Consider the following 26,222-nt stretch of genomic DNA (forward strand, 5'->3'; position numbering starts at 1 on the left):
GAAAATTTTTAAGAAAGAGGTGGACGTTTTGAGTTTAGTTACTCTTACTATAAATAATAAACAACTACAAGTAGAACAAGGCACTACTATTCTACAAGCAGCAAAACTACTTGAAATTAATATACCAACATTGTGTCATTTAAACTTACATGATGGAGTTGAAAATAAACCTGGCTCCTGCAGAGTATGTATGGTAGAAGTCGAAGGAAGAAGAAACTTAGCTCCAGCTTGTACTACTCCTGTATTTGAAGGAATGGTTGTAAAAACAAATTCTATAAAAGCTATAAAAGCTCGTAGAACAGTTGTGGAACTTCTTTTATCTGACCATCCGCAGGATTGCTTGCTCTGCGAGAAAAATACTAACTGCGAACTTCAAACATTAGCAGCTGATATGGGTATACGTGAAATTAAATTTAAGGGTGAAATGTCTACTTACCCTAAAGATACTTCTAGCTATTCAATTGAACGTAATTTAGATAAATGTATATTATGTAGAAGATGTGAAACTGTATGCAGCGAAATTCAAACAGTATCTGTTTTATCAGCTGTTAACAGAGGTTTTGAAACTGTTATCTCCCCTGCTTTTGGCATGCCAATGGTTGATACAAATTGTACTTTCTGTGGACAATGTGTATCTGTTTGCCCAACTGGTGCTTTAACTGAAGTTAACAATACATCAAAAGTATGGGATGCATTAAATGATAAAGATAAATTTGTTGTAGTTCAGACAGCACCTGCTGTAAGAGCTGCTCTAGGTGAAGAATTCGGAATAGAAGTTGGAAAAGCAGTTACAGGTAAAATGGTAGCAGCACTTCGTTCTCTTGGATTTGACAAAGTTTTCGATACTGATTTCGCTGCTGATTTAACTATAATGGAAGAAGCAACAGAATTAATGGGAAGAATCCAAAACGGAGGAAGACTTCCAATGCTTACAAGTTGTTGTCCTGGCTGGATAAACTTCTTTGAGCATGAATTTGCAGATTTATTAGATGTCCCATCTAGCTGTAAATCACCACAACAAATGTTCGGCGCAATAGCTAAAAGTTATTATGCTGAAAAGATGAATATAGATCCAAAAAATTTAGTTGTAGTTTCAGTAATGCCTTGCTTAGCTAAAAAATACGAGGCAGCAAGAGAAGAAATGAACAACGATGTAGATGTAGTTATAAGTACTAGAGAGTTAGCTAAAATGATAAAAGAAGCTGGAATTGACTTTAATTCATTAGATAATGAAGAATTTGACAGCATTCTTGGAGAATCTACTGGTGCAGGAGTTATATTTGGTGTTACTGGTGGAGTTATGGAAGCAGCGCTACGTACAGCTTATGAATGGATAACTGGAGAGAAATTAGATGATGTAGAGTTTACAGTTATTCGTGGTTTAGATGGAATTAGAGAAGCTACAATAAAAATTAAAGATATGGAAGTAAAAGCTGCTATTGCTAGCGGACTTGGAAACGCTCGTACACTTCTTAATAAAATAAGAAATGGGGAAGCAAATTATCAAATAATTGAAATCATGGCTTGTCCTGGTGGATGTATAGACGGTGGCGGTCAGCCATATATACATGGTAACTATGATATATTATCTAAGAGAGCAAATGCATTGTATGAAGAAGATAGAAATAAGCCACTTAGAAAATCTCATGAAAATCCAGCTATAATTAAGCTTTATGAAGAGTTCTTAGGTAAACCAAATAGTGAAAAGGCTCATAAATTACTTCATACTCATTATACATGTCGTGAATGTTAGTATGTTTGCCCTAATCCCTAAAACCCTAAAAAGTATTAGGATTGTTTAAAAAAGATGGTGTCTCAATATCCCCGAGACACCATCTTTTAATTATGAAACTCCCTATCTTACCGTCGAATGAGTAAGCGATATAAGCTTTAAACATAGTTTACAATTACTTTTTTCCCCAAACTTTTCATTACCTCGCATAATTGTTCTACAAGCTTCAATTTTATGCTTAAGTCAGACGGAAAATCAGGGTTTTGGTGAGCAGGATTTACAGCCTTTCCAACCCATAAATTCAAGTGAGTACACTCCTCTATTAGCAATTTCCCTAATTTTGAAACAGCATCCTCACCATTAAAGTCGATAATCTCATTATCCTCCGAAAAGGGATTAGCATATTTTTTTACCTTTTCTAGAACTCTACTCAAGGTCAAAACTCCTTCTGTTATCAAATCTATTCCTTCCATTGTAGCTGTTGGAGGTATATTCCTATCTACAAAATTTAGGTTTACCTTAAGCTTTCTCTTAAGCTCTCTCTCAGCAATGTTAGCAGCTGTACCGCCACAAATAACCTTCTTACCTTCACTACCAATAAAGTTTTTAATAACCTGACTGTCATCATCCTTATTTTTAGGTGGTCCTGTAAATATATTTATACATGAAGGCTTCCTTATTTTTATTGCTACTACCGTCGTATCATCTCCAGGTTTTCTATAGTACAAATCCCAGCAAACCTCGAGTAAATCCTTAGCAAGACTTTGTGCATTTAAATCTTCCACTGATCTTTTTTTTAAATAATTTTGAACATCTTTCCACTGCCATCCAAGATTTAGTATGTTTCCTAAACCAGCATGAATAACTCCGTCGCTTACCACCGTTAGTACATCTCCCTCTTTTAAGGTTATATTGCTTTCTGTAATTTGTCTTCCGTTTATATGGATCTGCTTTTTAGGAATATTTATAGTAGCACCATCTCTAATCATAAATATAGGAGGATTGTCATACTCTGCAATATAAGCTTCTCCATTATGGTATATTTTAATTAATGTAAAAGTTGAGTATGCTATATTTCTGACTTTACAAACAGGCAGTGTATTAGCTATTGTATCAACAGTTTCATATATATCTGCTCCTTCTTTAAGCATGGTACCTGCGATCTTTGAGGTCAATGTAGCTAATATATTTGCTTTTACTCCACTTCCAAGTCCATCAGCTATAACAATTACAGTACAATTGTCCATTCTGATTACATTTACCATATCCCCTGCAAGTTCTTCTCCATGTTTAACTAAAGTTCCATAGGCAACATCTATGAAATAATCCATCAGATTATTAACCTCCTTTTAAAAGTAGATATGGTTATAATATACTGTCATTTTCTTCTTCAACAACTTTCTTAAGCTTTGTTAATGTTATTTTTGTTTCTGCAGTAGTTTCACCAAGTAAGCTTGCTATTTCTTGTGCTACTCTCATCTGTTTTTCAATTACCTGCTGAGCAGCATTTATAGTATTTTCCTTAAGCTCAATGAGCTTTTTCTTATTTTTTTCTTCCTTGGTAATGTCAACCATAGCCACCATAACTACATCTTGTTTTTCAATGTAAACTACCGTTTCGATAAAATCTAAATTATACTTAGGCAGCGAGACTTTTTTACTTATTATACTTTCACCAGTATCTTTTACATATTTAAAATCTGTATCGTCCATTAGCATAGTTATAGGCTTACCTTTAACATTTTGAGACTTAACCATAAAAGCAGACTCTGCTGCTGGATTAATATCCTTAATCCTCATTTCACCATCTAATAATATATTACAATTAAGTGTATTTTCAAATATGACATTTCTTATGCTTTCAGCCCTGTTTCTCATATAATGTAGGCACATATCACTTTCAGCCATACCTTCAAATATAGCTTGAGCCTTTTCCTTGCAGGTGTTATACCCGCAAACACCGCAGTTTAATTCATCCTCTAATCCGTATTTACCCATTTCTTTCATTATTTTTGCTATCTGTTCTTCACTTGCAATTTCTTTTGTAATGCTTTTATCAATGAAAGTTCTTGAGAAATCTAGTTGCTTTTTTAGTTCTATGCTTGTATCATTTTTGTCAGCTATACTTTTAATATAACTTTTAACCTTTTGAACCCTTTTGTAATATCCTTTTTCATTATTAATCATACCAGGACCGCCTATACAACTTCCTTTACATGCACTGACCTCTATAAAGGCATTGTTTACCTCGCCTTTTTCTATACTTTTAAATAACTCCATGCATTCCTCTGTACCGCTAACTGATATTACTTCTATACCTCTTTCATCCAATACTGGGCGAACACATTGTACAATCCCACCAAAAATGGGATAATTTCTATCACTACTTAAATAGCTTCTATCAAATTCACAGTCCTCTAATTCACTAATATTAATATCAAGGTTGTCCACCCAATCGTTTAGCTCATCAAAAGTTATTACTGCATCTACTATTTCTTTAGTTAAAAAACTTTCTGACTCAATTTTTTTAGCAATACACGGCCCCATGAATACAATAAGACTATCTTCTCCATATAATTCTCTCAGAATCTTACCATGAGCTATCATAGGAGACACTGTTGGTATCATGTATTGAACTAGACTAGGATAATATTTTTCAATAATATAGTTAACTGATGGGCATGCTGTGGAAATATAGTTATTTATTTCACAATTTTTTATATATTGCCTGTATATATCAGAAACTACATTTGCTCCAACTGCTGTTTCCTCTACATATGAAAATCCTAATTTTTTAAGCACTGCTACAAATTTGCCTGGACTTGCATCAAATACTCCTGCAAAGGATGGTGCTATAGTTGCTACAACTTTTTTACCAGATGATAAAGCATCTTTAACTCTCTCTAAATCACTTACTATGTGTCTTGCCTTTTGAGGACATATAGCAAGACAGTGGCTACACGCTATGCACCTATCTTCAACAATCTCCGCCTGCTCATTTTTAAATTTAATTGCTTTTACAGGGCATGAACGAAGACATTTATAACAGTTTTTACAATTTGCTCTAGAGAAGTTCATATATTTCATCAACTAATCCTCCCTAAAATCTCTTCTACAAAAAAGCTATCTACATTTACTCTGTTGACAGAGTAAATTTTATCTTCTTCATTAACAGTTACCGATACACCTTCAGTACAGTGCCCCAAACAAAAAGCTCCCTTTAACTCAACCTTATCCAAGACTTTGTACTCCTCAATTAACACCTGAATTCTATTAATTACATCATAGGAACCCTTAAGGTGACAAGCACTTCCTACACATACACTTACAGTTATCATAAATACCACTCCTATAATTGTGAGTTTACAAGCTTCTTTAATTTTTAAAACATCTATACAATAGATTTACTTTTAGTTATAGATGAAACTTATATTATTTAGGTTTCGCTTTATATAATTCTACTTAGGCATTTGTTTATTTTTTGTCATATATATTTAATTATAATATAGATAGCAAACTTTTTCATTAAAATACATAGAATTTAAATTATTTATTAAAAATGTCTTCTAATATTCCTAAATCTTTAACGTAATTTAAATTTATAAAAATATCTAGATCAGAACTATACTTTTTAGTGATTTCCTCAGGTATATATTTTATGTTAGAATTTTTAATTATGTTGTAAAGAACAAGGCTATTTTCTTCTATTCCCTTCTTAAAATCCTTAATTAAATCCTTTGAGTAAAAAGCATGAAGTGGTTCAATCCAATCATCCTTCTTACATATAAGACCGTCACATTCATCATCTTCTACAATGTTCATCAAATATTTTATATAGTCTATATTAATTTTAGGCATGTCACAAGCTAAAAAGAACACATATTTAGAAGATGCATTTTTTAATCCTGTATAAATTCCACCAGCTGGGCCATAATTTTTTTCCATATCTTCAACAACTTTATACTTTAAGTTTTCAAACTTGTCTTCTTTCTCTGCTACCAATATTATTTCATCAAAAATCTTTTCTAACTTTTCACCAATTATCTCTATAAGTAATCTACCATCTATCTTTATCTTACTTTTGTCAAATCCCATTCTGCTGCTCTTTCCACCACATAAAATTACAGCAGTACCAACTTTCTTCATATAATCACCTCATTCTAATTACTAACTTGCCAGTACTTACTTCAATAAGTTTCCCTAGCTAGTACCTTAATTTAAATATTACCATAACACCAAAATAATTCACAACTTTAAACTTTCAATATAAGGCTAAAAATAGTTATTCAGCACCGTATCTTAATCCTGTTCTAAAGGAGATACTAGCTTTAGAATATATTTTCTTAAGATAAAAAAAGCAGCATAACATGCCGCTTTTTTATATTAAAGTTGAATATACAAACTCTGAAAATTTCACCAAATCCTCTTCCTTATCAAAAGTTCCCTGTGCTCTAGATGCATTTCCTCCGCCTTTTCCATTAAATTCTTTTATGTTTTCTTTGAATATCTTTCCACAGTTAATGTCTTTATCTGTTTTATTTAAAAATAATATTTTATTGTCTCTTAAAGACGCAAGTATTATTATGTAACTTTTTATACTAAGCTCTGAAGCTATCAGTTGTATATCATCAAAATCTTTATTACTGTACTTTCTAAAAACTACCTGCGTTTTTTCATTTTCAATTATATTTTCTACTTCAACTTCTGCAAGATTTTTTTTCAACTTACTTAATTCTTTTCTTAAACTATCAATCTCTATACACTGGCTTTCAATTCTTTCAACGATATCGTCCTCTTTTGCAGAAAAACTCCTAATAAGCTTAGTCACAATATCATGTTTATTTTCAAAATCCTTTAAAGCTCTCTTTCCACATTTAAAATATATTCTTGTCATTCCTTTGTATTTTTCAGTTTTTATAATCTTGACAATACCAATCTCACCAGTTTTAAATACATGAGTTCCACAACAAGCACAGCAGTCCATGTCCTTTGCTTCTACAACTCTTATGTCCTCATCAACATTTATTTGTTTTCTTAGAGGAAACTTTTCGCATTCATCCTTTGAAACCACATATGTATTAATTGATTCATTTAAATATATGTACTGGTTAACTTCCTCTTCTATTTTGTTTATCATTTGCTCATCTATCTCATTTATATCAATGTCGACGGTTACATAATCAACACCTAGATGAAATCCTTTATTATTTCCACCATATAATTTTAAAATAGCTCCTGATAGCAAATGCTCTCCCGAATGCTGCTGCATATGGTCAAAACGTCTATCAAAATCAATTTTGCATGATACACTTTTTGCCTCTGGTGCTTTTTCTACCTCATGGTAAATAGTTCCGCCATTTTCAAATACATATGTAACTTTTACTCCATTAATTTCCCCAATATCAGAAGGCTGGCCACCTCCTTCAGGATAAAAAATTGTTTTATCTAAAATCACTAAAATTTTACTGCCTTCATTAATTATATCGACAATTTCTGCCTGACATTCCTTTAAATAAGGATCATTATAAAATAGTTTTTCTGTCAAATTAAACAACTCCCCTCTGAATTATAAACAAATTTAATGTTATTGTAGCTTTAATTTTCAAACAATATTTTTATCACCGTATTCTATTTTACCACATAATCACTTGCGATTCCAAAATAAACAAGAAGCAAACATCCCTATAATAACTACACCAAATATTGTTTCAAACATTACAAGAACACGAACCATAGTAGAATTAGGAAGAATATCACCATAACCTAGTGTAGTAATAGTTACAGCACTGAAATACAAAAAATTCCACATTGGATATTTAAAGCTTCCATTGGCTACATTTTTTAATACTAATGGGCTATCATCTATAAATGAAATAGAATTTTCCATAAGGTTTACAAAATAAAAATTTAAAGGATAAAAGCAGTCCTCTGATTTAAATAATTCCTCATGAATAGTTGGATATCCTTTTACCCAAATTGTTATTGTATCTAGTTTTTGTAAGTTTTTATTTTCTTCTTTCTCATATATTATATAGTTTTCATTGTTAGCTCTCTGAGATATTCTGTACAATGATATATTTAATTTATAGGTAGGGATTCTTCTATTTATAATTTGTTCTTCTGAACTTTCAATCTTAATATGAGTAATACCTCTTCCTTGAAGCAATAGATAATAATAGTTAGCCCAATTTTCTCCTAGAGGCTCATCAAAAGCAAAAGAATACATATTTTTTTCTTTATCAGTTTGAATCTTAACTATAGGTCTTTTATACTCTTCAGAAGCAATTAATTTACTTACAACATTATTAAAATCTCTGTTGTAAATATTTATTTTCATCTTCTTCCTAAAGGCACTTATCTTTGTATTCATATTAATATCATTTTGGAAAATAAAAAATTCTCCAGAGGACATATTAGCTATTTTCCAGTATGCTATTCCAAAAGCAATTAAAGTTAGTATGTACATTGCTCCTAATATCATTAAAAGGTTCTTTTTCCGCATTTTATATATATATGCTACTAATTTCATATACTTCCACCTTTTATCTTTACTTACTCTCTTTAATTAATTTTATTATAAGCTTAACTGTAGTATTCTTAACAAATTTATGCAATAGTTATTCAACACCTTACAAATAAAAAAACCTCATGCGTTAAAACATAAGGCTTTGAGATAAATTTTTAGTACAATTACTTCAAATTACATTGTATTTACTATAAATTATTAATAATTTTTCCTGCTATATAATCTGCATCTACTTTTTCATCAACATTAATTGCTATTATCTGACTCAACCCAGCTGCTTCACCAGTAATATATACTATTTCACCTGAATTTTCATTTACTTTTCTCACGACCATAGCCTTATCACCCTTTACAATTCTAGCCTTTTTACCTTTTTCAAGTTCAACTGTAAAGTTATTTGTAAACTCAATTTTTTGACCTATCTTATACTTCATTTAATTTCATCCCCTTTTTATAATATCCAATACATTATAATATACCTTAACTATATAGTATTAACAGTTAGCATACCAACCATTTTATACAAATGTATTCTATTCATTAATATTATCAACCATTTTCTTTAATACATTTTTAAATATCTCTATGTCCTCTTCTGATATGCCCTTAGAGACATCCTCACTCATTTTTTTTCCAACTGGAAACAACTTCTCCCTAAACTCTCTTCCCTTATCAGTAATCATTAAATTTACTGTTCTTCTATCATTAATATCTCTTTCTCTTTTTACAAATCCATCCCTTTCCATTCTATCAATTAGTATTGCTGTAGTGGATGGCTTTATATCCATTTGAGCTGCTAATTCAATTTGACTAATACTTTTATGTTTTCCCAGGTAATATAACGCTATCCATTGAACTCTTGTAATTCCTAATTCACTTAATCTATCATTAAATTCATCTGATATTTTTTTTGCTGCATTATTTGTTATAAATGCTATACATGTATCTAAATCGAACATTTTTTCCTCCTGCTTATTTATTTACTTAATATTATTTTACTTATACGCAATACCATAAGCAACCTTTTTAATAAAAACTATTTTATTCTTATAAATATCTAGGCTCGATACTTGCTTTATGTAGATGTACATATTTGCATTACTAAAGACAACTTTAAATACTTTCTTAGTAAATCTTATCAAAAAATTTTATAAGAAATAAATTTAAGAGGTTAACTCAGCGCTAACCCCTTAAATTTATTTCTTACTTTATTTCAAACTTCTCTTTGGGTAATTCAGTCAAGTTGATGAATATAGCAGCATTTACATTATTAAATTAATGTAGGTGCTTTTCTTACAACAAATTTACCTGCGCCTTCTTTACCAACAAATTGTCCATCTTTTGCAACAATGCTTCCTCTGCTTATTGTAACTACTGGAGCACCTTTCAATTTGAATCCTTCATATGGTGTATAATCTACATTTTCATGAAGCATTGATTTTGTAGCTATAATTTCAACATTTGGATCAAATACAACTATATCAGCATCGCTTCCTACTGCTATTGTACCTTTTTGTGGGTACATTCCATATACTTTTGCAGCGTTAGTTGAAGTTACTTGTACAAATCTATTTAAGTCAAATTTTCCTTCTGCTACTCCATAAGTATACATTAATGACATTCTAAGTTCTACTCCTGGAGCTCCATTTGGAATTTGAGCAAAGAATTCTTTTCCCATTTCTTTTTGTTTCATGAAGAATGGGCAGTGGTCTGTAGCCACAAATTGTACTGTATTATCTTTTAATGCCTTCCACATAGTTGGCCAATTTTTCTTATCTCTTAATGGAGGTGACATTACATATTTAGCTCCATTAAAATCTGGTTCTCTATAGTTATCTTCTGATAACAATAGGTATTGAGGACAAGTTTCTCCGATTATTGGATATCCTTCTGCTCTAGCACGTGCAATTTCAGAAACTGATGCTTCACAGCTATTGTGGACTATACAAAGAGGTGCATTTGCAATTTTTGCAAGTTTTATTGCTCTTCCAGCAGCCTCTCCTTCTGCTAGATCTGGACGGGATAATGCATGATAGATAGGTTCTCCTTTTCCTTCTTCACGGAACTTTTTAGTAAGATAATCAATAACATAGTAGTTTTCCGCATGAACGCAAGCAAGTCCACCACTTTCATTTACTTTCATTAAAGTTCTTATTATTGTTCCATCATCTACTCTTAAGCCATCATATGTCATAAACATCTTAAAGCTTGAATATCCTTGTTTTATTATTTCAGGCATTTCATTTAAAATATCATCATTTAAATCTGTAACACTTATATGAATACCATAGTCAATAACTGCTTTACCATCTGCTTTTTCACGCCAAGTATCAGTAGCATCCTTTAATGTTTTACCATTTTGTTGTATAGCAAAATCAACTATAGTAGTTGTTCCGCCGCAAGCTGCTGCAATTGTACCAGTTTTAAAGTCATCACTTGAGTAGGTTCCACCAAATGGCATATCCATATGAGTATGTGGGTCTATTCCACCTGGGAAAACATATTTACCAGAAGCATCAACTACTTCTGCTCCTTCAGTACATAAATCTATTCCAATTTCTATAACTTTCTCATTTTTGACACCTAAGTCTGCTTTAAAAGTATCAGAAGCTGTTACTACAGTTCCACCTTTTATTACTAAATCAAATTTACTCATTTATATTCCCTCCTAATATAGGATAAACATATTACATATCCAAACTTTAATAGACTTATTTATAATTTTTTATTAGAAGTTACATTTGGTAATTTATATGCTTTGAAATTCATCCATATAAGATAAACATCTTATATGGATGAATTAATTAAAGTCTCTATGCTTGTTCTTGAGCTCTATCCTCGATATCTTCTTCTTTCTTTCTAGTTGTTAGTTTTACTATCAGTTCTCCACCAGCATCTGAAAGAAGACCTACAACAGAACCCATTAAAAGTGCTGCCACTGTAGTCATGTAAGAATTATTCATAGCAAGCATACCAAAAGTTGTTGAACATCCAATAAATACACCTGGTATGAATGATAAAGGTTTCCATTTAGCTTGTGCCACTATTCCAAAGGAAATAACTCCTGTCATAATAGCAACTATATTTGGAAGGTGAAGAACCTTTGAAACTTCTACGCAAACTATAGCCCATAATACTCCAGACATGTTTGCTATTATGCCTTTTACCCATCCTTTGATAAAGCGTTCACCTGATGCATAATATGCTGTAGCTCCCATGAATCCTGCCCAAGTAGCAGCGCCTATTGCTGCACTTACATTGGCCCATATCCATGCTAATATCCCCATGCTTATGGCATTAGCTATTAAAGCGTCCATAAAATCTCCCCTTCGTGCCTCAATAATAAAGAGTTGTATATCTTTATTAAAGAGCTATTTCTCTTTCTGCTCCGAAATCTTTGAATTTTATTTCTCCTTTAGTTATGCACTTTTCTATTGGACATACTAATGAACATAAATGGCATCCTACACAATTTTCTTGTTTAAGTGATGGTCTTCTAGTTTCTGCATCCCAAACTATAGCTTGGTGAGCTCCATCATAACATGAAACATAGCATCTTCCACATCCTACACATTTATCATGGTTGAAGTTTGGATATACTATATAATCTCTATCTAAGTTTTCAGCAGGTACAATATTATCAAGTGCACAACCCACTAAGTCTTGAAGCTTTTCAACTCCTTTTTCTTCCATGTAGTATTGTATTCCGCTTATCATATCTTCAACTATTCTATATCCATACTGCATTATAGCTGTAGTAACTTGAACAGTTCCTGAGCCAAGCATTATGAATTCAAGAGCATCTTCCCAAGTTTCTACCCCACCAATACCGCTTATTGGAACATTCTTAAGTGCTGCATCTTGTTTCATTTGAGTTATAAATCTTAAAGCTATTGGTTTAACAGCTTTTCCTGAATAGCCTGATATTGATGATTTACCATTTACTATTGGAAGACCTACTTTCTTATCTAGATCAACTCCAGTTATACATTTTATTGTATTTATAGCAGCTATACCTGTAGCTCCACCTTCTATTGCAGCTCTTGCAGGCACTTCCATGTTTCCTATGTTTGGAGTCATTTTTGCAAGTACTGGAAGATGAGTTCCTTTTCTTACTGCTGCTGAATATTTCTTAACTAATTCAGGGTTTTGTCCAACGTCTGATCCCATTGCATGAGTTGTCATTTGTGGACATGAGAAGTTACATTCTATTATGTCTGCTCCTATTTCAGTAACTTGTTTAGCAAGTCTTGTCCACTCTTCTTCGCTAGCTCCCATTATTGAAGCTATTAAAACCTTATTTGGATAATTTTCTTTAAGTTTTTTCATATCTCTTAGGTTTTCTTCAAGTGAATGTTCTGAAACCTGCTCCATATTTTTAAATCCTACGAAAGGAGTTCCTTCTTTTCTTGTAGCATCAAAACGTGGTGAAACTTCTATCATTTTTTCTGAGTTTACAGTTTTAAATACTACTCCAGCCCAACCAGATTCTAAAGCTTTAGCACACATGTCATAGTTGTTTCCAACTGGTGATGATGCTAAGAAAAATGGATTTTCACATTTTACTCCACAAAATTCTATTGAAAGATCTCTTTTTTTCATTATCTTACACCCTCCTTAGCTGATGCTGCTTCGTCTAATCCTGACTTTCCTGTTAAGAAAGCTTCGATTTTTTCTGCAGCTAATTTACCTGATGCAACAGCTTGTACAACTGTTTTATCATCTTCAACTATATCTCCTGATGTAAATACATCTATTGATTTAAGATCTGCAATTCCATCAACATTCTCCGCTTCTTGTCCAACTGCAAATATAACCATATCTGTGCCTAATTCCATTTTTGAAGCATCAAACATTCCTTCAGCTTTTAAAATAGCAACTTTTCCGTCTTTTCCCATAATTTCTGCTGGTTTAAATCCTGTGAAAATTGGAATATTTAATGAGCTAACATATTCTTTTTCTTCAGAGCTAGCTGGCATTTTCTCAATTGTTCTTCTGTAAACAATCTTAACATCTTCAGCCCCAAGGAGTTTTGCTGTTGATGCACAGTCCATAGCAACGTCTCCGCCGCCGATAACGATTACATGATTTCCAACTTTAACATCACCTTTAGTAGTCTTAGCTTGTGCTAAGAAGTCTACTCCATTTACAACTCCTTCTAAATCTGAACCCTTAACATCTATAAGTTTTCCTTTTTGCATTCCACATGCAACTAAGAAAGCCTTATATCCTTCAACTCTTAAGCTATCTATACTTAAATCTTTTCCTACTTTACAACCTGTTTTAAATTCAACACCTAATTCTTTTATATAATCGATTTCATTTTCAACAATTTCTTGTGGTAATCTTTGAGGTGGTATTCCATAACTCAACCATCCACCTAAAACATCTTTTTCTTCAAAAACAGTAACTTTATATCCTTTTAGTGCTAGAGCTGCCGCTGCAGTAAGACCACTTGGTCCTGCTCCAATTACTGCTACTTTTTCTTTATCCAATTCTACTTTTTCCAAAACTTTCAAATTTATGGATTGTTCGTAGTCAGTTAAATATCTTTGAAGCTCTCCAATTCTAATAGGCTTGTCTATTCCGCATCTGCTACAAGCTCCTTCACAATATTTGTCGTAAGGGCAAACTCTTGAACATACTGCTCCAAGAGGATTATTTGTTCTTATAGTTTCAACTGCACCCTTTAAATTTCTGAAGCGAAGTGAACGTATAAATTTAGCTGGATCTGTCCCTGCTGGACATGCCTTACTACAAGGTGCATCATGGCATAATAGACATCTTGCAGCTTCTTCAATCGCTAGCAAAGGTGTAAATGGTTTTTTTGTTTCTTCTAAGTACTTTCCGTTTTCCATTTCTATATTTTCCCCTTTCAAAATTATGTGTATTTTGAATTAAAGCGAATGACTTATATCATTTTCTGCTTTATGTGAATATAATAACATCAATTTTTTAAATGTACCATACCCTTTCCATATACACATTTTTTCTTTAAACGACATTTGCTGTTTTTTCATTACGACATTTTTTTCGTTTTTGAGCATTATTTATCTTTTTATGTTTTTTAAATAAATCCAAAGAAACTTTGGCAATTTCTTAATACACATACCTTTTTATTTTAAATTTAATGTTAATATTTTATTATTTTTCAAAAAATTCTTTACAAATATTTTGTAATTATTTTTATATTATAATTAATTGAATTTAATTTTTTAAATTATTTTTTCACAAAATAATCAATATATTTTAATTTTTTTAAATTTTATTTTTATGTATAAATAATTTATATGAAAAATTATAATTCAATTGCACAATCTTTCACAATATTATGTATAACTTTATTATAATTTAAAAATATATAAAAAAAAGAAAATGTCTAAAACATGACATTTTCTTTTTAACAAATACATTATTTTTTTATTTTCCACTCAGTTCCAAGCTTTGAATCGATTAGTTCGATGTTCATGGCTTGTAATTCATCTCTAATTTCATCTGCTCTAATCCAGTTTCTATTTTTTCTAGCTTCATTTCTTTCTTTTATAAGTCTGTTTATTAAGTCTTCATTAACTTTTATGTCCTTGTCGCTATCTTTCTTTGTCAATTCGAGAGATAAAACTTTGTCGAAATCTACAATCAATGTATATTTTTCTTTATTAGTTAGTTGATTATCTTTTATAACTTTCGACAATACAGTTAAGGCATTAGGCATATTTAAATCATCGCTAATTTGTTCAGCAAATTCACTTTTGTATAAGTTGATTTTACTTTCATCTAATCTTTCCTCTTCTTGCAAAGCATCTATGATGGATAACACCTTACTCTTTAACTTTTTGTAAGAATTCTGTGCATCCCTTAATGCTTCAAAGCTAAAAACCAATTGCTTTCTGTATCTGGATTGCAAACAAAAATATCTATAATCTAAAGGATTAAATTCATTCTCTTCAACTTTTGAAAGCGTTAAAAAATCTCCTTTTGATTTCGACATTTTTCCACCGTCAAGTACTAAAAATTCTCCGTGCATCCAATAATTTATCCACTTATGACCAAGTGCCCCTTCTGACTGAGCAACCTCATTGGTATGATGGACAGGTATATGATCAACTCCACCACAATGAATATCTATTCTCTCTCCTAAATATTTAATTGACATAGCTGAGCACTCAACATGCCAACCTGGAAAACCTCTTCCCCAAGGAGAATCCCATTGCATTATTTGATTCTTAAATTTAGAATTTGTAAACCATAGAACAAAATCTAAAGGATTTTTCTTGCCTTCATCCACTTCTACTCTGCTTCCTGCTTCTAATTCTTCTATACTTAAATTTGCAAGCTTATTATAATCTTCGAATTTATCAATTTCATAATATACGTTTCCATTAGAGATATATGTATATCCTTTTTCTTCTAGCTTTTTTATTAAATCAATCATGTCTTGTATGTGTTCCGTTGCTCTACATATGACTGTTGGTCTTTCAATATTTAACTTGTCACAATCCTCAAGAAAAGCATTTTCATAAAACTTAGCAATTTCCCATACAGTTTTATTTTCACGCTTTGCTCCAAGCTCCATTTTGTCCTCGCCTGTGTCTGCATCTGACTGTAAATGTCCTACATCTGTGACATTCATAACATGCTTTACGTTATATCCTATATATCTTAAGGACTTTTTAAGGACATCTTCAAATATGTATGTTCTTAAATTTCCTATGTGCGCATAATTGTAGACAGTAGGTCCACATGTATACATGCCCACTTTTCCTTCTTGTACAGGTATAAGCTTTTCTTTGTTTCCGGACATGGTATTGTACACAAAAAAATCCATATCTATTACATCCTCCATTCTTTATATCATATATTTTAATTCTTTAATTAAAATAAAAACCACAGGATAAATATATACCTGCGGTAAGAAAAATCTATTTAACTTATATTAAATATAGAGATAGTGCGCAGGTCCTATGTGATTTAAAAGCTTTCATTAAATAATTTCTACAACAACAGCAAAACATTTCACATACCTCCTCAAACACTAATCTTATATAAATATTACCACAAATTTAAAATAATGCAACAATTTTAGTTTTTATTATTTATAAGAAATACTTAAATTTTATAGTATGTCGATTGTACTGAAATCACATAATATACTATAGAAAATTATAATAGTTGAGTTTTCTATTATTTTATATTATTATAACTAAGTAGGAGCATTTATACAATGCTTTATTAATTAATATTTGTTACTTGTTAGTAACAAGTAAAATAAAAATTTAATGTAAAGTGAGGTAATATATATGGCAGTTATTCATATGAGCGATATAGCTTATGCAGAATTTAAAGAGCTCTTAGCAAATAACAACATCGATTCCAATGTCATTAGAGTCTATTTAGCAGGCATGGGCTGAAGCGGTCCAGCATTTAATCTTGTTCTGGATGAACAAAAAGAAAACGACGCTACTGAACAAATAAAAGATTTAACTTTTATTGTGGATAAAGATCTTGTTAATCAATATGGAAGTTTCACATTAAAATCCGGAAGTGAAAATGGTCGTGGAGGTTTCTCTATAGAAAGCGAAATACAGGCAGGCGGGGAATGTGGCGGAAGCTGCTCAACTTGTGGTTAACTACATATAGGCTACTGGACGGTCAGTTACTTGTACACTAAAATGTACTTGTAATATTTAAATTTAAATTGAATACTTTTAGTTGAGGGTTGAGAGTGAAGGATTATTTTTCTACGAAAAATCTACTATAACTCTCAACTCTCCACTGTCACTTCTTAACTATTTATCTTATTTCTTCTTCTATAAAAATTATCAACTTAGATTGTTGTTTTATCTATATCTATGCTTTACTTTATTGTATAACCATAATATATGCAGTTAAGTAATTCTTTCATTTGTTCCTCTGAAATTTTAACCGGGTTAACCCTTGTTGATCCTTTTAATGAATTTTCTACTAAAATTTCAAAACCATTTTTAAAATCTTCTTCTGATATTCCTACATCTTTTAGAGATTTAGGAATGTTTAATGTATTATTAATACTCTTAACTGATTCAATAAAATCTAAACTATCTATAACCTTTGCGAGTATTTTTAGCTTTCTTGCTACTGTTTCGTTTCTTGAATTATATTTAAGCACATAGGGTAACACAATAGCATTAGCGATACCATGGCCTAGATCAAATTTTCCTCCTAATGCATGTGAAATACCGTGAGCCATGCCAAGCCCAACATTATCAAAGGCCAATCCAGCAATACACTGATAATGATGTACCTTTTCTCTAGCTTCTAAAGTTTTATCTTTGTATGAAAGCGGCAAGTATTTAAACAAGCCTTCTACTGCGCCTTTAGCGATACACTCAGTAAAATCATCTAAATTGTCGTTTATATAGCATTCTACTGCATGAGTTATAGCATCCATACCTGTTTCTGCAACTATGTTATCTGGCATAGTCATAGTCATATTAGGATCTAAAATAGCTATATCTGGAATAAATGCATTTGTTTTAATGCCTACTTTTATGTTATCCTTTTTGAAAGTTATTACCGCTGCTTTTGTAACTTCACTTCCTGTTCCAGATGTAGATGGTATTGCAATAAGCTTAACCTTATTTCTCTCCTCTGTAAGCTCTATTGAAAGTATATTATCGAAGTTTATATGTTCATTTTCATATAATAGGGTCATTACCTTTGCAGCATCCATTGATGAGCCTCCTCCAACTGCTATCACAGTGTCGGGGTTGAATGCCTTCATCTTCTCTACACCTAACATTACTTCTTCTATATCAGGGTTCTTCCTTATTCCAGATATGATACAGATTTCACAATTATTTTTCTTTAACGCTTTATCTATAGCTTCAATAGTTCCATTTTTAAACATAGATTTACCACCAGTTACGATTACTACTTTTTCATCATATATGTTATTAAGGTATTTCAAAGCTCCCTCACCTGTTATTATATTTTTTCCTCCAAAGGTTAACTTTTTCATGATATTTTATGCCTCCTATCTGATAACTAAAGTTACTCATTACAATTCGCCTATTATTTTTATTAAGTCTTCTGATGGTGATAAATTTACTATTGGATTATTTAAATACTTTTTTCCATTTCCATAATACATTAAATATTGATCATTCTTCTTATCATTTTTAACAGATAACGGGAAAAATAGTCTTGTATACTTAAACTGTTTCACCCCCTCTGCCACAACATTAAATTCCTGCTCTTGAGCATAAATAAATTCTATATCAATACCATCATCTTTTGCTTTTTGGATACATTTATCATCTACATCTATTGACTCTGTATATATATTATTAAAACGTTTGTTAGTGAGCATTATGATATTTTTAAAACTAGGATTAGATTCCTTCAATACTTGCTTTGTGCCATTTCTATAAATTATAATTTTCTCTGGATAAGATAATATGGTTGTTTCTTTTTTACATGCAGTAGAAAAAATACTTATCATAATAAAGAAAAGTATTAATAATATTTTCCGCGCCATAATACTATCCCCCTCAGAATACATTAGAAATTATGCATTTTTAGCATATTAAAATTTTTAAGAAATAACTTTTTAAAACTCACCATTCCACTCTGAATAAAACTGTTTTAAAAATTCTTCCATAAATTCATGTCTTTTAACTGCTAATTCCTTTGCTCTAGCAGTATTCATCAAATCTTTTAAAAGTAAAAGCTTTTCATAAAAGTGATTTATTGTAGTGCCTTGACTTTTTTTATATTGTTCAAAGCTTTCATGATACACCGGCTTTATATCTGGATTGTATAGCTCTCTTCCTTTATGTCCTCCATATGCAAAGGTTCTTCCTATACCTATAGCTCCAATTGCATCTAGCCTGTCCGCATCCTGCACTATCATACCTTCAATAGTGCTCATTCCGCCCTTAACCTCCGCTCCTTTAAAAGATATGCCCTTTATAATACTTGCTATATGTTCAATTCTTTTACAGTCCACCTTTTGCTTTATTAACCATTCTACAGCAATCTTAGGTCCAATTGTTTCATCTCCATTATAGAACTTCCAATCTGCTATATCATGAAGCAGCGCAGCTAGCTCTACTGTAAGCAAATCAGCATTTTCATATTTTGAGATATTCAAAGCACTTTTCCAAACTCTATAAGCGTGCCACCAATCATGTCCTGAGCCTTCCCCTTCTAGTTTTTCCCTTACAAATTCCGCTGTTTCCAAAACTATTCTTCTAAATTCTTCTTCGTTTGCTTTATAAAAGCCCATATCCATATCACCTCAGCTTAGTATATATTATCCGAACTACTCTTTTACTAATTATACCAAAATAATTGAATAATAAAATAATAAAATAATAATTAAACCCTATATTTTTTTATATATTGTTGAAAATCCCATGAATTTAAAAACTTTTCTGCACTTTTATAACCAGAATCAAACAGTTTAATTTTCATCTCCTTTGACAGATTAAATTGAGTAGTTTGCACACCTAACGTTGGAATAAATATAGTTCTAACGGCATCTTTATCCCTAATATATATATCTTCATTTTTTTCTATCATTGTATTGAATATATCAAATATAAAAGCTGAAAAATCTGTTTTTCCCTCTGCAGTATTACTGATCTTCTTGCTAACTAATTTAAATCCAAATGTAGGCCATTTTGGTACACCATATACATCAAAAATCCAAATCGGAAACTTGCTCAAAATTCCTCCATCAACTATATAGCTAACTTTGCCTTTATAATAAAGTTTTACTGGCTTAAAATAAAATGGAATGCTTATACTCATTCTTATAGCTTCTGCAATCTTAAGCTCCATAGGATCAATGCCATAACTTTTTATATCATCCGGAAGTACCAACATTTTTCTCTGTGTTATATCAGAGGCTATAACTTTAAGCCTTGATTTTCCATTCTCGCTTACATCCTTAAACTTAACCTTACCTTTTTCCGCTAACAATTCTCCAATAAACTCTTCTAAAGGGTCTCCAGAATGAATTCCTTTACTTTTAAAAAGACTTATGGACTTGCTTATTGGAGATATTATATTTATTTTATTTTTGTCAAGAAACTTTGTGCAATCAATATTCATTAATATTTTTTTTAATTCACTAGCTTTATATCCTGCCGCCAAAAGTGCTGCTACAATTGATCCTGACGAAGTACCTGCAACACAATTCCACTGGTATCCCCTGTCTTCTAAACAACATGCAGCGCCTACCAAACCTATAAACTTCATTCCGCCTCCCTCAAAAACAGCATCAATCTTCATACTTCTATCACCTCGTTATAAAATATGATTTAATATACATATAAATAACAAGAGAATAGAAGTTTTTAACTCTATCGCCTTACTATTTTTGATATATACAAATTACTCTTGCTATACTTAAAATTATTCCAATAATATTTATAAGCGATATATGCTCTTTGTATAATAACAATCCTACTAGAATAATATTTATGCCTGGCGGGAAACTATTGATAAATATGTATCTAATACAAGGAGGATTTATTATGAAAATAGAAGCTTATTTTAGAGGCATTAAAAGTGCAAATGATGCAGCTGCAAAGCTTAAGAGTAAAGGGTTTAATAATGCAGTAGTGGATATAAATGATCATTATGAAGATTTTAATAGTGGTGTTAAACCAGTATTACCTGGAACCGAAAATGCTCCAAATCTTTCGAGGATGGTTCTAAATTCAGGTTCATTCATTGAAGACCCTTCTAAAAGTCCTTTAAATGCTGCAAGCCCTATGGTAAGCGGTATGGGAGGATTTGAAGAAATTACAGATATTAATTATAAACTTACTATGGAAGTAGATGAAAATAACGAAGAACAGGTAAAGAAAATGTTAAAAGAAATGGGTGGCACCCTTAAAGATCCAAATTTAGATTTACCTCATAGATTAGAAGACATTCATCTTAATACAAGAGATTTAGATCTTAATACTATGGACACCTAAACTAAGTATTTAACTTAATATAGGGTTACAAGGCCGAAAGTCAACTTTCTGTCTTGTAACCCTATATTAAATTATTTAATTATAGGATATAATTCCCTATCTTCTTTAGAAATTCTCTTTTCTAATGAAGTAATTATCTCAACAGATTGAATTTTAAAGTCACTTAAATTATTAATTATCTTATTTTTAGTATTAAACTGATTTTTGAAAGTAGTAAAAGATTGGCATAAGTTTCCCATCTCTTTTATATAATCATTTGCCATCTTTTTTATTTTAGCATCTTTACTATTCAGTAGTTCAGGATATAAAAACTTATCTTCTGTGTCTAAGTGTATTTTTAATTTTCCAGCAAGTAAACTTATATGTTTTGCTATTTCATTTGAATCCTCTTGAAAATTTGTTTTTTTAGCTAAATTTTTAATTACTCCTATATTCTCTGAAATATCAGTATGCTGTCTTTTTAAACTTTCTATGTTAGTCATATAAATCACCCTTCTTAACTAATCTTTATTGATTTTCCCTCTATATCCAAACGATAACACCTTTTAATAAAAATTTCTGTAACATTAGTTACATAACAAAATAAAAAAGTACCAAATAATATATTTGATACCTTTGTTTAGATAACATATTTTTATTTTAATTTACAAAAATTCTCCCAAAAGTTTATATGCTTTTTCTTCAAGTTAACTATCTTAAATTCCTTGTTTACAAATGCATGAGTTGTTTTTCCTTTTGCTAGAAGTTTCTTATCTCTTTCTCTTATTACATTATAATTAAAAATAACCTTCACTGGAGAAAGTTCTTCTATAAAAGTTTGTATTATTATATCATCTTCATATTTTGCACCTTCATTATATTTACAGTAGCTTTCTACTAAAGGAAGTAATACTCCTTCTTCTTCCATCTGGCTATATGAAATTCCTGTTTCTGTGATAAAATCACTTCTGCCAACTTCAAACCATGGATAATAATTTGAATGATGAACTATCCCCATCTGATCTGTCTCCACATATCTAACTTTTAATTTACTTTCACTTATGTACATCTAATATTCCACCTTCTTCTATATATTTGTATATATTATATATTTTACTACTTTGTAATGTTTTGTCTATATAATTGATTTATTAAAAACTGTTTCCATATATACATGATCTTCATATTATAATAACAGTATATGCAAAATTAATCATCATCTATTTATCACTTTGGAGGTGTAAGCATGTCAAATCACCTAAAATTAAATAATAACGATTTACAACTGGAATTTCATGAACTCTCTCAATTTGAGACTACTAAAGACATACATCCTTACAAAAACATAATAGGCCAAAAACGGGCTGTTGAATCTATAGATTTAGGCCTTCTTATGGATAAAAAAGAATATAATCTATATATTTCTGGACCTAATAGTACCGGTAAAACTAGTTATATTATAAATAAAATAGAAGAATATGCAAGAACATTATCAGATCCCTGCGATTGGTGCTATGTTCATAATTTTAGAGATAGTAATAAACCTCTTGCACTTTCCCTACCAACTGGAACTGCACCTAAATTTAAAGAAACTCTAAATAAATTTATTAATGAACTTTTCAAAAAAGTCCCTTCATCTTTTGATAGCAGAAGCTATGAAAATGAAAAAAGAAAAATAGTTGAAAAATACGAAATACTCCTATTGGAACTTTCAAATATAATACATGAAGAATCAGCTAAAAGAAATTTCACTGTAAAACATGATGAAAACAGAAACTTTATTTTCATTCCTCTAAGCAACGGTAAAAAGATGGATATTGATTACTACAATGAATTGTCCTCACAAGACAAATCCGCAATAAATACAGCTTCCAACGAGCTAAAAATGCTTTCCTTTGAAATTTTAAAAGAAATGAGTAATTTGAATAAACAAATGTTAGAAGAACTTAAAAGTTTAGACAACAAAATATCAAAAAGTATTATATCTGAACAAATAGAAAGCCTAAAAAATATTTATGGTTCTACCCCTAAAGTTATTAACTATTTAGATATGCTAGAATTAGATATCATTCAAAACATTAATGCTTTTTTTGATGAAGCTGATGAGGAATCACTTGAAAATGAAAATAATAAAACCTCTAATAACGAAGAACCATTAAAGTTTTCAAAACACTTTTTTAAAAGATACGATGTAAAAATAATTGTTTCAAACAAAAAAGATGCAGGTGCACCTGTTGTTTATGAAGATTTGCCTTCTTATAATAGTATTTTTGGCAAAATAGAATATGAAAACATAGAAGGCAATACAATTACTGATTTTTCAATGATTCGCCCAGGTAGTCTCCATCTTGCTAATGGCGGCTTCTTATTAGTTAATGCTGAACAACTTTTAGCTAATCCTAGCTCCTGGAACACTTTAAAAAGATGTTTAAAGTTAGAAAGGATATTTATTCAAAATTCAAGAAACAACATGGAGCTTTTTCCTATAATAACCTTAGCACCTAAATCAATTCCGTTGAAAGTGAAGATTATTCTTATTGGCAGTAGCTCTACCTATTATTTATTATCACATCATGATTACGATTTTAATAAATTTTTTAAAATAAAAGCTGAGTTTGACAATCAAATTGAGAATAGTAAAACTACTATAGAAAATATTCTAGGTTTCATAAACAATTATATTAGTGAAAATAACTTAATTCATATAAGTAGAGAAGGGATAAAGGAGCTATTAAAATATTCCTGTAGATTAGCTGAAAATAAAAATTATTTTACCGCTTATATGAATAAGCTCTTAGAGGTTATTGATGTATCTAGTATCTTTGCTAAAAATAAGAAATCTAACTTTGTGGATGAAAATGATATAAAAAAATCTATCCACGAACTACATGCCATGCATGGACTAGTAAAAGAAAAAATTTTAAGAATGTACAGAGAAGGAAAATATGTAATAGACCTAGAGAATTCTAAGATCGGCGAAATTAACGGCTTATCTATTATGGACTTTGGCGATTGTACAGTTGGGCAACAGCATAAAATATCTGTCACTACTTTTGCAGGTAACAGCGGAGTTACAAATATTGAAAGAGAGGTAGAAATGAGCGGCAGTATTCATAGTAAAGGAGTTATGATTTTATCAGGATTTATAGGTGAGTTTATAGGGCAAAATACTTTCTTATCTTTTAACGCTAAAATAGTATTTGAACAGCTTTATTCTGGAATAGATGGCGACAGCGCCTCTGCTGCAGAACTATTAGCACTTATATCTAGCCTCAGTGACATTCCTATAAAGCAAAGTATATCAATAACGGGGTCAGTCAATCAGAAAGGTAAAATACAACCTATTGGTGGAGTAAATGATAAAATAGAAGGATTCTTTGATATATGCAAAATTTATGGTTTAGACGGGACTCATGGAGTAGTAATACCTAGTAAAAATATTAACAACTTGGTATTAGACCACAGAGTGTTAGATGCAGTAAATAAAGATCTCTTCCACATATATTCTGCAAGTACAATTGAAGACTGTATTGAAATACTATTTGACTTCACTGGAATAGAAATGGGGGGTACTCCTGTCATTGATTTTATAAAATATCGTATTTTAAGTAAAATTGGAAAATATAGATGTTTATTATAAGTGTGGCTACTCCCCTGGATAATGGCTTCCCCTAAAGGATAACGCCTTCTAAGTGCTAAAGACACTAAGAAGCCTGTTAATAAGCTTCAGATGGAGCTTTAAAACTCCATCTGAAATTAAGAATCCTCTTTATAACACTCAACCTCTTCTACTAAAATAATTTTACAAATAGATATTATAATACTATCTTCAATAACAACAAAGCCTTCTCCTACTGCAGTTATTTTTTTACAATTAATGTGTCTAAAGTCTGCATTCCCTTTTGTTTGTATAAAAACTCTTTTTCCTATTATAGTATAGAGATAGCTCTGTAATTCTCCTCCACCATAATGTTCTTTTTTATTAAAATAAACATTTTTAACAAAAGTAACATAGTCTTTTTCATCGCATTGTATTGCCACTATTTCTTTTATACATAATACTATTATAGTATTTGCTTCTGTCTTTAATATTACAGTATCACTTCTTACCTCTAATATAATAACGTTACATATTATACTTCTTATAGGGTCTGAAATGGCTATGTTGACCTTTCTATTAATCAATACTTTTAGTATTTTTTCAAATTGAAGTTCATCATTATATATATAACTTTCTTTTATAAACTTATCGTCAGCTTCCTTATCTGATATTTTTCCATTATTATTTAAATTAAAATCACTGCTTTTTTTATCTTCATTAAACCTGTTATATTTATGATTGTCATCTTCAGTATCTTCTTTACTAACATTTCTTTCAGTATTATTTTTACGTAACTGATGATTACCTTGAACCTTTTTTACATTACATCCCTTACAATTCTTACACTCATTATCAAACTTGTTACATTTATGATTAGCATCTTCAGTATGCCTTTCTTCAATAATCTTTCTGTCAGTATTATTTTTATGCAGCTGATGATTATCTTGAACCTTTTTTGCATTACCTTCCTTATGCTCACTTTTCACATTATGCTTATCATCATTAAAAGCAAGTGATTTAAATTTTTTAAAAAGTTCTCCTTTTATATCATCTCTAAAACCTTCTAGTTCATCATCATTATTTTTACTTACCTGAGGATCACCTTGAACCTTTTTTGCATTACCTTCCTTATGCTCACTTTTCACATTATGTTTATCATCATTAAAAGCAAGTGATTTAAATTTTTTAAAAAGTTCTCCTTTTATCTCGTCTCTAAAACCTTCTAGTTCATCATCTCTTAAAACTTCTAGTTCCTCGTCTCTTAAACCCTCTCTTTCCTCATCTCTTAAACCTTCTCTTTTCCTGTGATGTCTTTTGCTGTGATTCTGATTATTATATTCATCCATATATTCAGGAAATACATAAAAAAGAAGGTCTACTAATTTGTCTGTATTATTTCTTGACCTTGACAAA

The 26,222-nt window shown here is 30.8% G+C and carries 25 protein-coding genes; 5 read left to right on the top strand and 20 right to left on the bottom strand.

Annotated elements, in window-relative coordinates:
- Positions 1-28: 28 nt before the first annotated feature.
- Positions 29-1,753: an NADH-dependent [FeFe] hydrogenase, group A6 gene (locus tag ACZ5N4_RS19370; RefSeq protein ID WP_464211016.1), complete on the top strand. Its 1,725-nt coding sequence runs from the start codon at positions 29-31 to the stop codon at positions 1,751-1,753.
- Between the two features lie 137 nt (positions 1,754-1,890).
- Here the strand turns inward: ACZ5N4_RS19370 and ACZ5N4_RS19375 are convergent, their stop codons facing one another.
- The 13 genes from ACZ5N4_RS19375 to cysS all read right to left on the bottom strand — a co-directional run bounded on the left by ACZ5N4_RS19375 (position 1,891) and on the right by cysS (position 16,083).
- Positions 1,891-3,063: a PP2C family protein-serine/threonine phosphatase gene (locus tag ACZ5N4_RS19375; protein ID WP_464204155.1), complete on the bottom strand. Its 1,173-nt coding sequence runs from the start codon at positions 3,061-3,063 to the stop codon at positions 1,891-1,893.
- 34 nt (positions 3,064-3,097) lie between these two features.
- Complete coding sequence (locus tag ACZ5N4_RS19380; protein WP_464204156.1) at positions 3,098-4,819, bottom strand: [Fe-Fe] hydrogenase large subunit C-terminal domain-containing protein; 1,722 nt, start codon at positions 4,817-4,819, stop codon at positions 3,098-3,100.
- The gene (locus ACZ5N4_RS19385; protein ID WP_464204157.1) at positions 4,819-5,070 is read right to left on the bottom strand and encodes a (2Fe-2S) ferredoxin domain-containing protein; all 252 of its coding nucleotides are present in this window, start codon (positions 5,068-5,070) and stop codon (positions 4,819-4,821) included. The genes ACZ5N4_RS19380 and ACZ5N4_RS19385 overlap by 1 nt, the downstream gene beginning before the upstream one ends.
- 208 nt (positions 5,071-5,278) lie before the next feature.
- Entirely contained in the window at positions 5,279-5,878 is a 600-nt protein-coding gene (locus ACZ5N4_RS19390) for a molybdenum cofactor guanylyltransferase (protein ID WP_464204158.1), read from the bottom strand.
- Positions 5,879-6,110: 232 nt separating this feature from the next.
- Complete coding sequence (locus ACZ5N4_RS19395; RefSeq protein WP_464204159.1) at positions 6,111-7,277, bottom strand: alanyl-tRNA editing protein; 1,167 nt, start codon at positions 7,275-7,277, stop codon at positions 6,111-6,113.
- A gap of 99 nt (positions 7,278-7,376) precedes the next feature.
- Positions 7,377-8,261 carry a potassium channel family protein gene (locus ACZ5N4_RS19400; RefSeq protein ID WP_464204160.1) on the bottom strand — a complete coding sequence of 295 codons (885 nt, stop codon included), beginning with the start codon at positions 8,259-8,261 and terminating at the stop codon, positions 7,377-7,379.
- Positions 8,262-8,446: 185 nt separating this feature from the next.
- Positions 8,447-8,692: a hypothetical protein gene (locus ACZ5N4_RS19405; RefSeq protein ID WP_464204161.1), complete on the bottom strand. Its 246-nt coding sequence runs from the start codon at positions 8,690-8,692 to the stop codon at positions 8,447-8,449.
- Positions 8,693-8,791: 99 nt separating this feature from the next.
- Positions 8,792-9,217 (bottom strand): MarR family winged helix-turn-helix transcriptional regulator, encoded by a 426-nt coding sequence (locus ACZ5N4_RS19410; protein WP_464204162.1) that lies wholly within the window; start codon positions 9,215-9,217, stop codon positions 8,792-8,794.
- 311 nt (positions 9,218-9,528) lie between these two features.
- On the bottom strand, positions 9,529-10,914 hold the full coding sequence (gene hydA, locus ACZ5N4_RS19415) for a dihydropyrimidinase (RefSeq protein WP_464204163.1): 1,386 nt from the start codon (positions 10,912-10,914) through the stop codon (positions 9,529-9,531).
- A 157-nt stretch (positions 10,915-11,071) separates the two neighbouring features.
- On the bottom strand, positions 11,072-11,575 hold the full coding sequence (locus ACZ5N4_RS19420) for a DUF1097 domain-containing protein (protein WP_464204164.1): 504 nt from the start codon (positions 11,573-11,575) through the stop codon (positions 11,072-11,074).
- Between the two features lie 46 nt (positions 11,576-11,621).
- Entirely contained in the window at positions 11,622-12,860 is a 1,239-nt protein-coding gene (gene preA, locus ACZ5N4_RS19425; protein ID WP_464204165.1) for an NAD-dependent dihydropyrimidine dehydrogenase subunit PreA, read from the bottom strand.
- On the bottom strand, positions 12,860-14,116 hold the full coding sequence (locus ACZ5N4_RS19430) for an FAD-dependent oxidoreductase (protein ID WP_464204166.1): 1,257 nt from the start codon (positions 14,114-14,116) through the stop codon (positions 12,860-12,862). The genes preA and ACZ5N4_RS19430 overlap by 1 nt, the downstream gene beginning before the upstream one ends.
- Positions 14,117-14,670: 554 nt before the next feature.
- Positions 14,671-16,083: a cysteine--tRNA ligase gene (gene cysS, locus ACZ5N4_RS19435; protein ID WP_464204167.1), complete on the bottom strand. Its 1,413-nt coding sequence runs from the start codon at positions 16,081-16,083 to the stop codon at positions 14,671-14,673.
- A 472-nt stretch (positions 16,084-16,555) separates the two neighbouring features.
- Between cysS and ACZ5N4_RS19440 the strand changes: the two genes are divergently transcribed.
- Positions 16,556-16,666 (top strand): iron-sulfur cluster assembly accessory protein, encoded by a 111-nt coding sequence (locus ACZ5N4_RS19440; RefSeq protein ID WP_464204168.1) that lies wholly within the window; start codon positions 16,556-16,558, stop codon positions 16,664-16,666.
- Positions 16,667-16,747: 81 nt separating this feature from the next.
- Positions 16,748-16,885: a hypothetical protein gene (locus tag ACZ5N4_RS19445; protein WP_464204169.1), complete on the top strand. Its 138-nt coding sequence runs from the start codon at positions 16,748-16,750 to the stop codon at positions 16,883-16,885.
- A 227-nt stretch (positions 16,886-17,112) separates the two neighbouring features.
- Here ACZ5N4_RS19445 and ACZ5N4_RS19450 read toward each other — a convergent pair whose 3' ends face one another.
- From ACZ5N4_RS19450 to ACZ5N4_RS19465, 4 genes are all read right to left on the bottom strand, one after another.
- Positions 17,113-18,255, bottom strand: a complete 1,143-nt coding sequence (locus ACZ5N4_RS19450) for an iron-containing alcohol dehydrogenase (RefSeq protein WP_464204170.1) — start codon at positions 18,253-18,255, stop codon at positions 17,113-17,115.
- Between the two features lie 39 nt (positions 18,256-18,294).
- The gene (locus ACZ5N4_RS19455) at positions 18,295-18,774 is read right to left on the bottom strand and encodes a hypothetical protein (protein ID WP_464204171.1); all 480 of its coding nucleotides are present in this window, start codon (positions 18,772-18,774) and stop codon (positions 18,295-18,297) included.
- 72 nt (positions 18,775-18,846) lie between these two features.
- A complete protein-coding gene (locus ACZ5N4_RS19460) occupies positions 18,847-19,524 on the bottom strand; it encodes an HD domain-containing protein (protein WP_464204172.1) in 678 nt (225 codons plus the stop codon).
- A gap of 92 nt (positions 19,525-19,616) precedes the next feature.
- A complete protein-coding gene (locus ACZ5N4_RS19465; protein WP_464204173.1) occupies positions 19,617-20,534 on the bottom strand; it encodes a patatin-like phospholipase family protein in 918 nt (305 codons plus the stop codon).
- Between the two features lie 245 nt (positions 20,535-20,779).
- Here ACZ5N4_RS19465 and ACZ5N4_RS19470 point away from each other — a divergent pair, with 245 nt between their 5' ends.
- Positions 20,780-21,229 (top strand): hypothetical protein, encoded by a 450-nt coding sequence (locus tag ACZ5N4_RS19470; RefSeq protein ID WP_464204174.1) that lies wholly within the window; start codon positions 20,780-20,782, stop codon positions 21,227-21,229.
- A 71-nt stretch (positions 21,230-21,300) separates the two neighbouring features.
- Here the strand turns inward: ACZ5N4_RS19470 and ACZ5N4_RS19475 are convergent, their stop codons facing one another.
- Positions 21,301-21,711 (bottom strand): hemerythrin domain-containing protein, encoded by a 411-nt coding sequence (locus tag ACZ5N4_RS19475; RefSeq protein WP_464204175.1) that lies wholly within the window; start codon positions 21,709-21,711, stop codon positions 21,301-21,303.
- A 152-nt stretch (positions 21,712-21,863) separates the two neighbouring features.
- On the bottom strand, positions 21,864-22,277 hold the full coding sequence (locus tag ACZ5N4_RS19480) for an acyl-CoA thioesterase (RefSeq protein ID WP_464204176.1): 414 nt from the start codon (positions 22,275-22,277) through the stop codon (positions 21,864-21,866).
- 177 nt (positions 22,278-22,454) lie between these two features.
- Here ACZ5N4_RS19480 and ACZ5N4_RS19485 point away from each other — a divergent pair, with 177 nt between their 5' ends.
- Positions 22,455-24,848 carry a Lon protease family protein gene (locus tag ACZ5N4_RS19485; RefSeq protein ID WP_464204177.1) on the top strand — a complete coding sequence of 798 codons (2,394 nt, stop codon included), beginning with the start codon at positions 22,455-22,457 and terminating at the stop codon, positions 24,846-24,848.
- Between the two features lie 116 nt (positions 24,849-24,964).
- Here the strand turns inward: ACZ5N4_RS19485 and ACZ5N4_RS19490 are convergent, their stop codons facing one another.
- The gene (locus ACZ5N4_RS19490) at positions 24,965-26,221 is read right to left on the bottom strand and encodes a hypothetical protein (RefSeq protein ID WP_464204178.1); all 1,257 of its coding nucleotides are present in this window, start codon (positions 26,219-26,221) and stop codon (positions 24,965-24,967) included.
- Position 26,222: the final 1 nt, after the last annotated feature.

Source organism: Clostridium nitrophenolicum (assembly GCF_055391695.1).

Bases quoted from the DNA above. Each gene is read 5' to 3' on its own strand.
- ACZ5N4_RS19375 (WP_464204155.1), bottom strand. From the start codon at position 3,063: ATGGATTATTTCATAGATGTTGCCTATGGAACTTTAGTTAAACATGGA.
- ACZ5N4_RS19380 (WP_464204156.1), bottom strand. From the start codon at position 4,819: ATGAAATATATGAACTTCTCTAGAGCAAATTGTAAAAACTGTTATAAA.
- ACZ5N4_RS19385 (WP_464204157.1), bottom strand. From the start codon at position 5,070: ATGATAACTGTAAGTGTATGTGTAGGAAGTGCTTGTCACCTTAAGGGT.
- ACZ5N4_RS19390 (WP_464204158.1), bottom strand. From the start codon at position 5,878: ATGAAGAAAGTTGGTACTGCTGTAATTTTATGTGGTGGAAAGAGCAGC.
- ACZ5N4_RS19400 (WP_464204160.1), bottom strand. From the start codon at position 8,261: ATGAAATTAGTAGCATATATATATAAAATGCGGAAAAAGAACCTTTTA.
- ACZ5N4_RS19405 (WP_464204161.1), bottom strand. From the start codon at position 8,692: ATGAAGTATAAGATAGGTCAAAAAATTGAGTTTACAAATAACTTTACA.
- ACZ5N4_RS19410 (WP_464204162.1), bottom strand. From the start codon at position 9,217: ATGTTCGATTTAGATACATGTATAGCATTTATAACAAATAATGCAGCA.
- hydA (WP_464204163.1), bottom strand. From the start codon at position 10,914: ATGAGTAAATTTGATTTAGTAATAAAAGGTGGAACTGTAGTAACAGCT.
- ACZ5N4_RS19420 (WP_464204164.1), bottom strand. From the start codon at position 11,575: ATGGACGCTTTAATAGCTAATGCCATAAGCATGGGGATATTAGCATGG.
- preA (WP_464204165.1), bottom strand. From the start codon at position 12,860: ATGAAAAAAAGAGATCTTTCAATAGAATTTTGTGGAGTAAAATGTGAA.
- ACZ5N4_RS19430 (WP_464204166.1), bottom strand. From the start codon at position 14,116: ATGGAAAACGGAAAGTACTTAGAAGAAACAAAAAAACCATTTACACCT.
- cysS (WP_464204167.1), bottom strand. From the start codon at position 16,083: ATGGATTTTTTTGTGTACAATACCATGTCCGGAAACAAAGAAAAGCTT.
- ACZ5N4_RS19440 (WP_464204168.1), top strand. From the start codon at position 16,556: ATGGCAGTTATTCATATGAGCGATATAGCTTATGCAGAATTTAAAGAG.
- ACZ5N4_RS19450 (WP_464204170.1), bottom strand. From the start codon at position 18,255: ATGAAAAAGTTAACCTTTGGAGGAAAAAATATAATAACAGGTGAGGGA.
- ACZ5N4_RS19455 (WP_464204171.1), bottom strand. From the start codon at position 18,774: ATGGCGCGGAAAATATTATTAATACTTTTCTTTATTATGATAAGTATT.
- ACZ5N4_RS19460 (WP_464204172.1), bottom strand. From the start codon at position 19,524: ATGGGCTTTTATAAAGCAAACGAAGAAGAATTTAGAAGAATAGTTTTG.
- ACZ5N4_RS19465 (WP_464204173.1), bottom strand. From the start codon at position 20,534: ATGAAGATTGATGCTGTTTTTGAGGGAGGCGGAATGAAGTTTATAGGT.
- ACZ5N4_RS19470 (WP_464204174.1), top strand. From the start codon at position 20,780: ATGAAAATAGAAGCTTATTTTAGAGGCATTAAAAGTGCAAATGATGCA.
- ACZ5N4_RS19475 (WP_464204175.1), bottom strand. From the start codon at position 21,711: ATGACTAACATAGAAAGTTTAAAAAGACAGCATACTGATATTTCAGAG.
- ACZ5N4_RS19480 (WP_464204176.1), bottom strand. From the start codon at position 22,277: ATGTACATAAGTGAAAGTAAATTAAAAGTTAGATATGTGGAGACAGAT.
- ACZ5N4_RS19485 (WP_464204177.1), top strand. From the start codon at position 22,455: ATGTCAAATCACCTAAAATTAAATAATAACGATTTACAACTGGAATTT.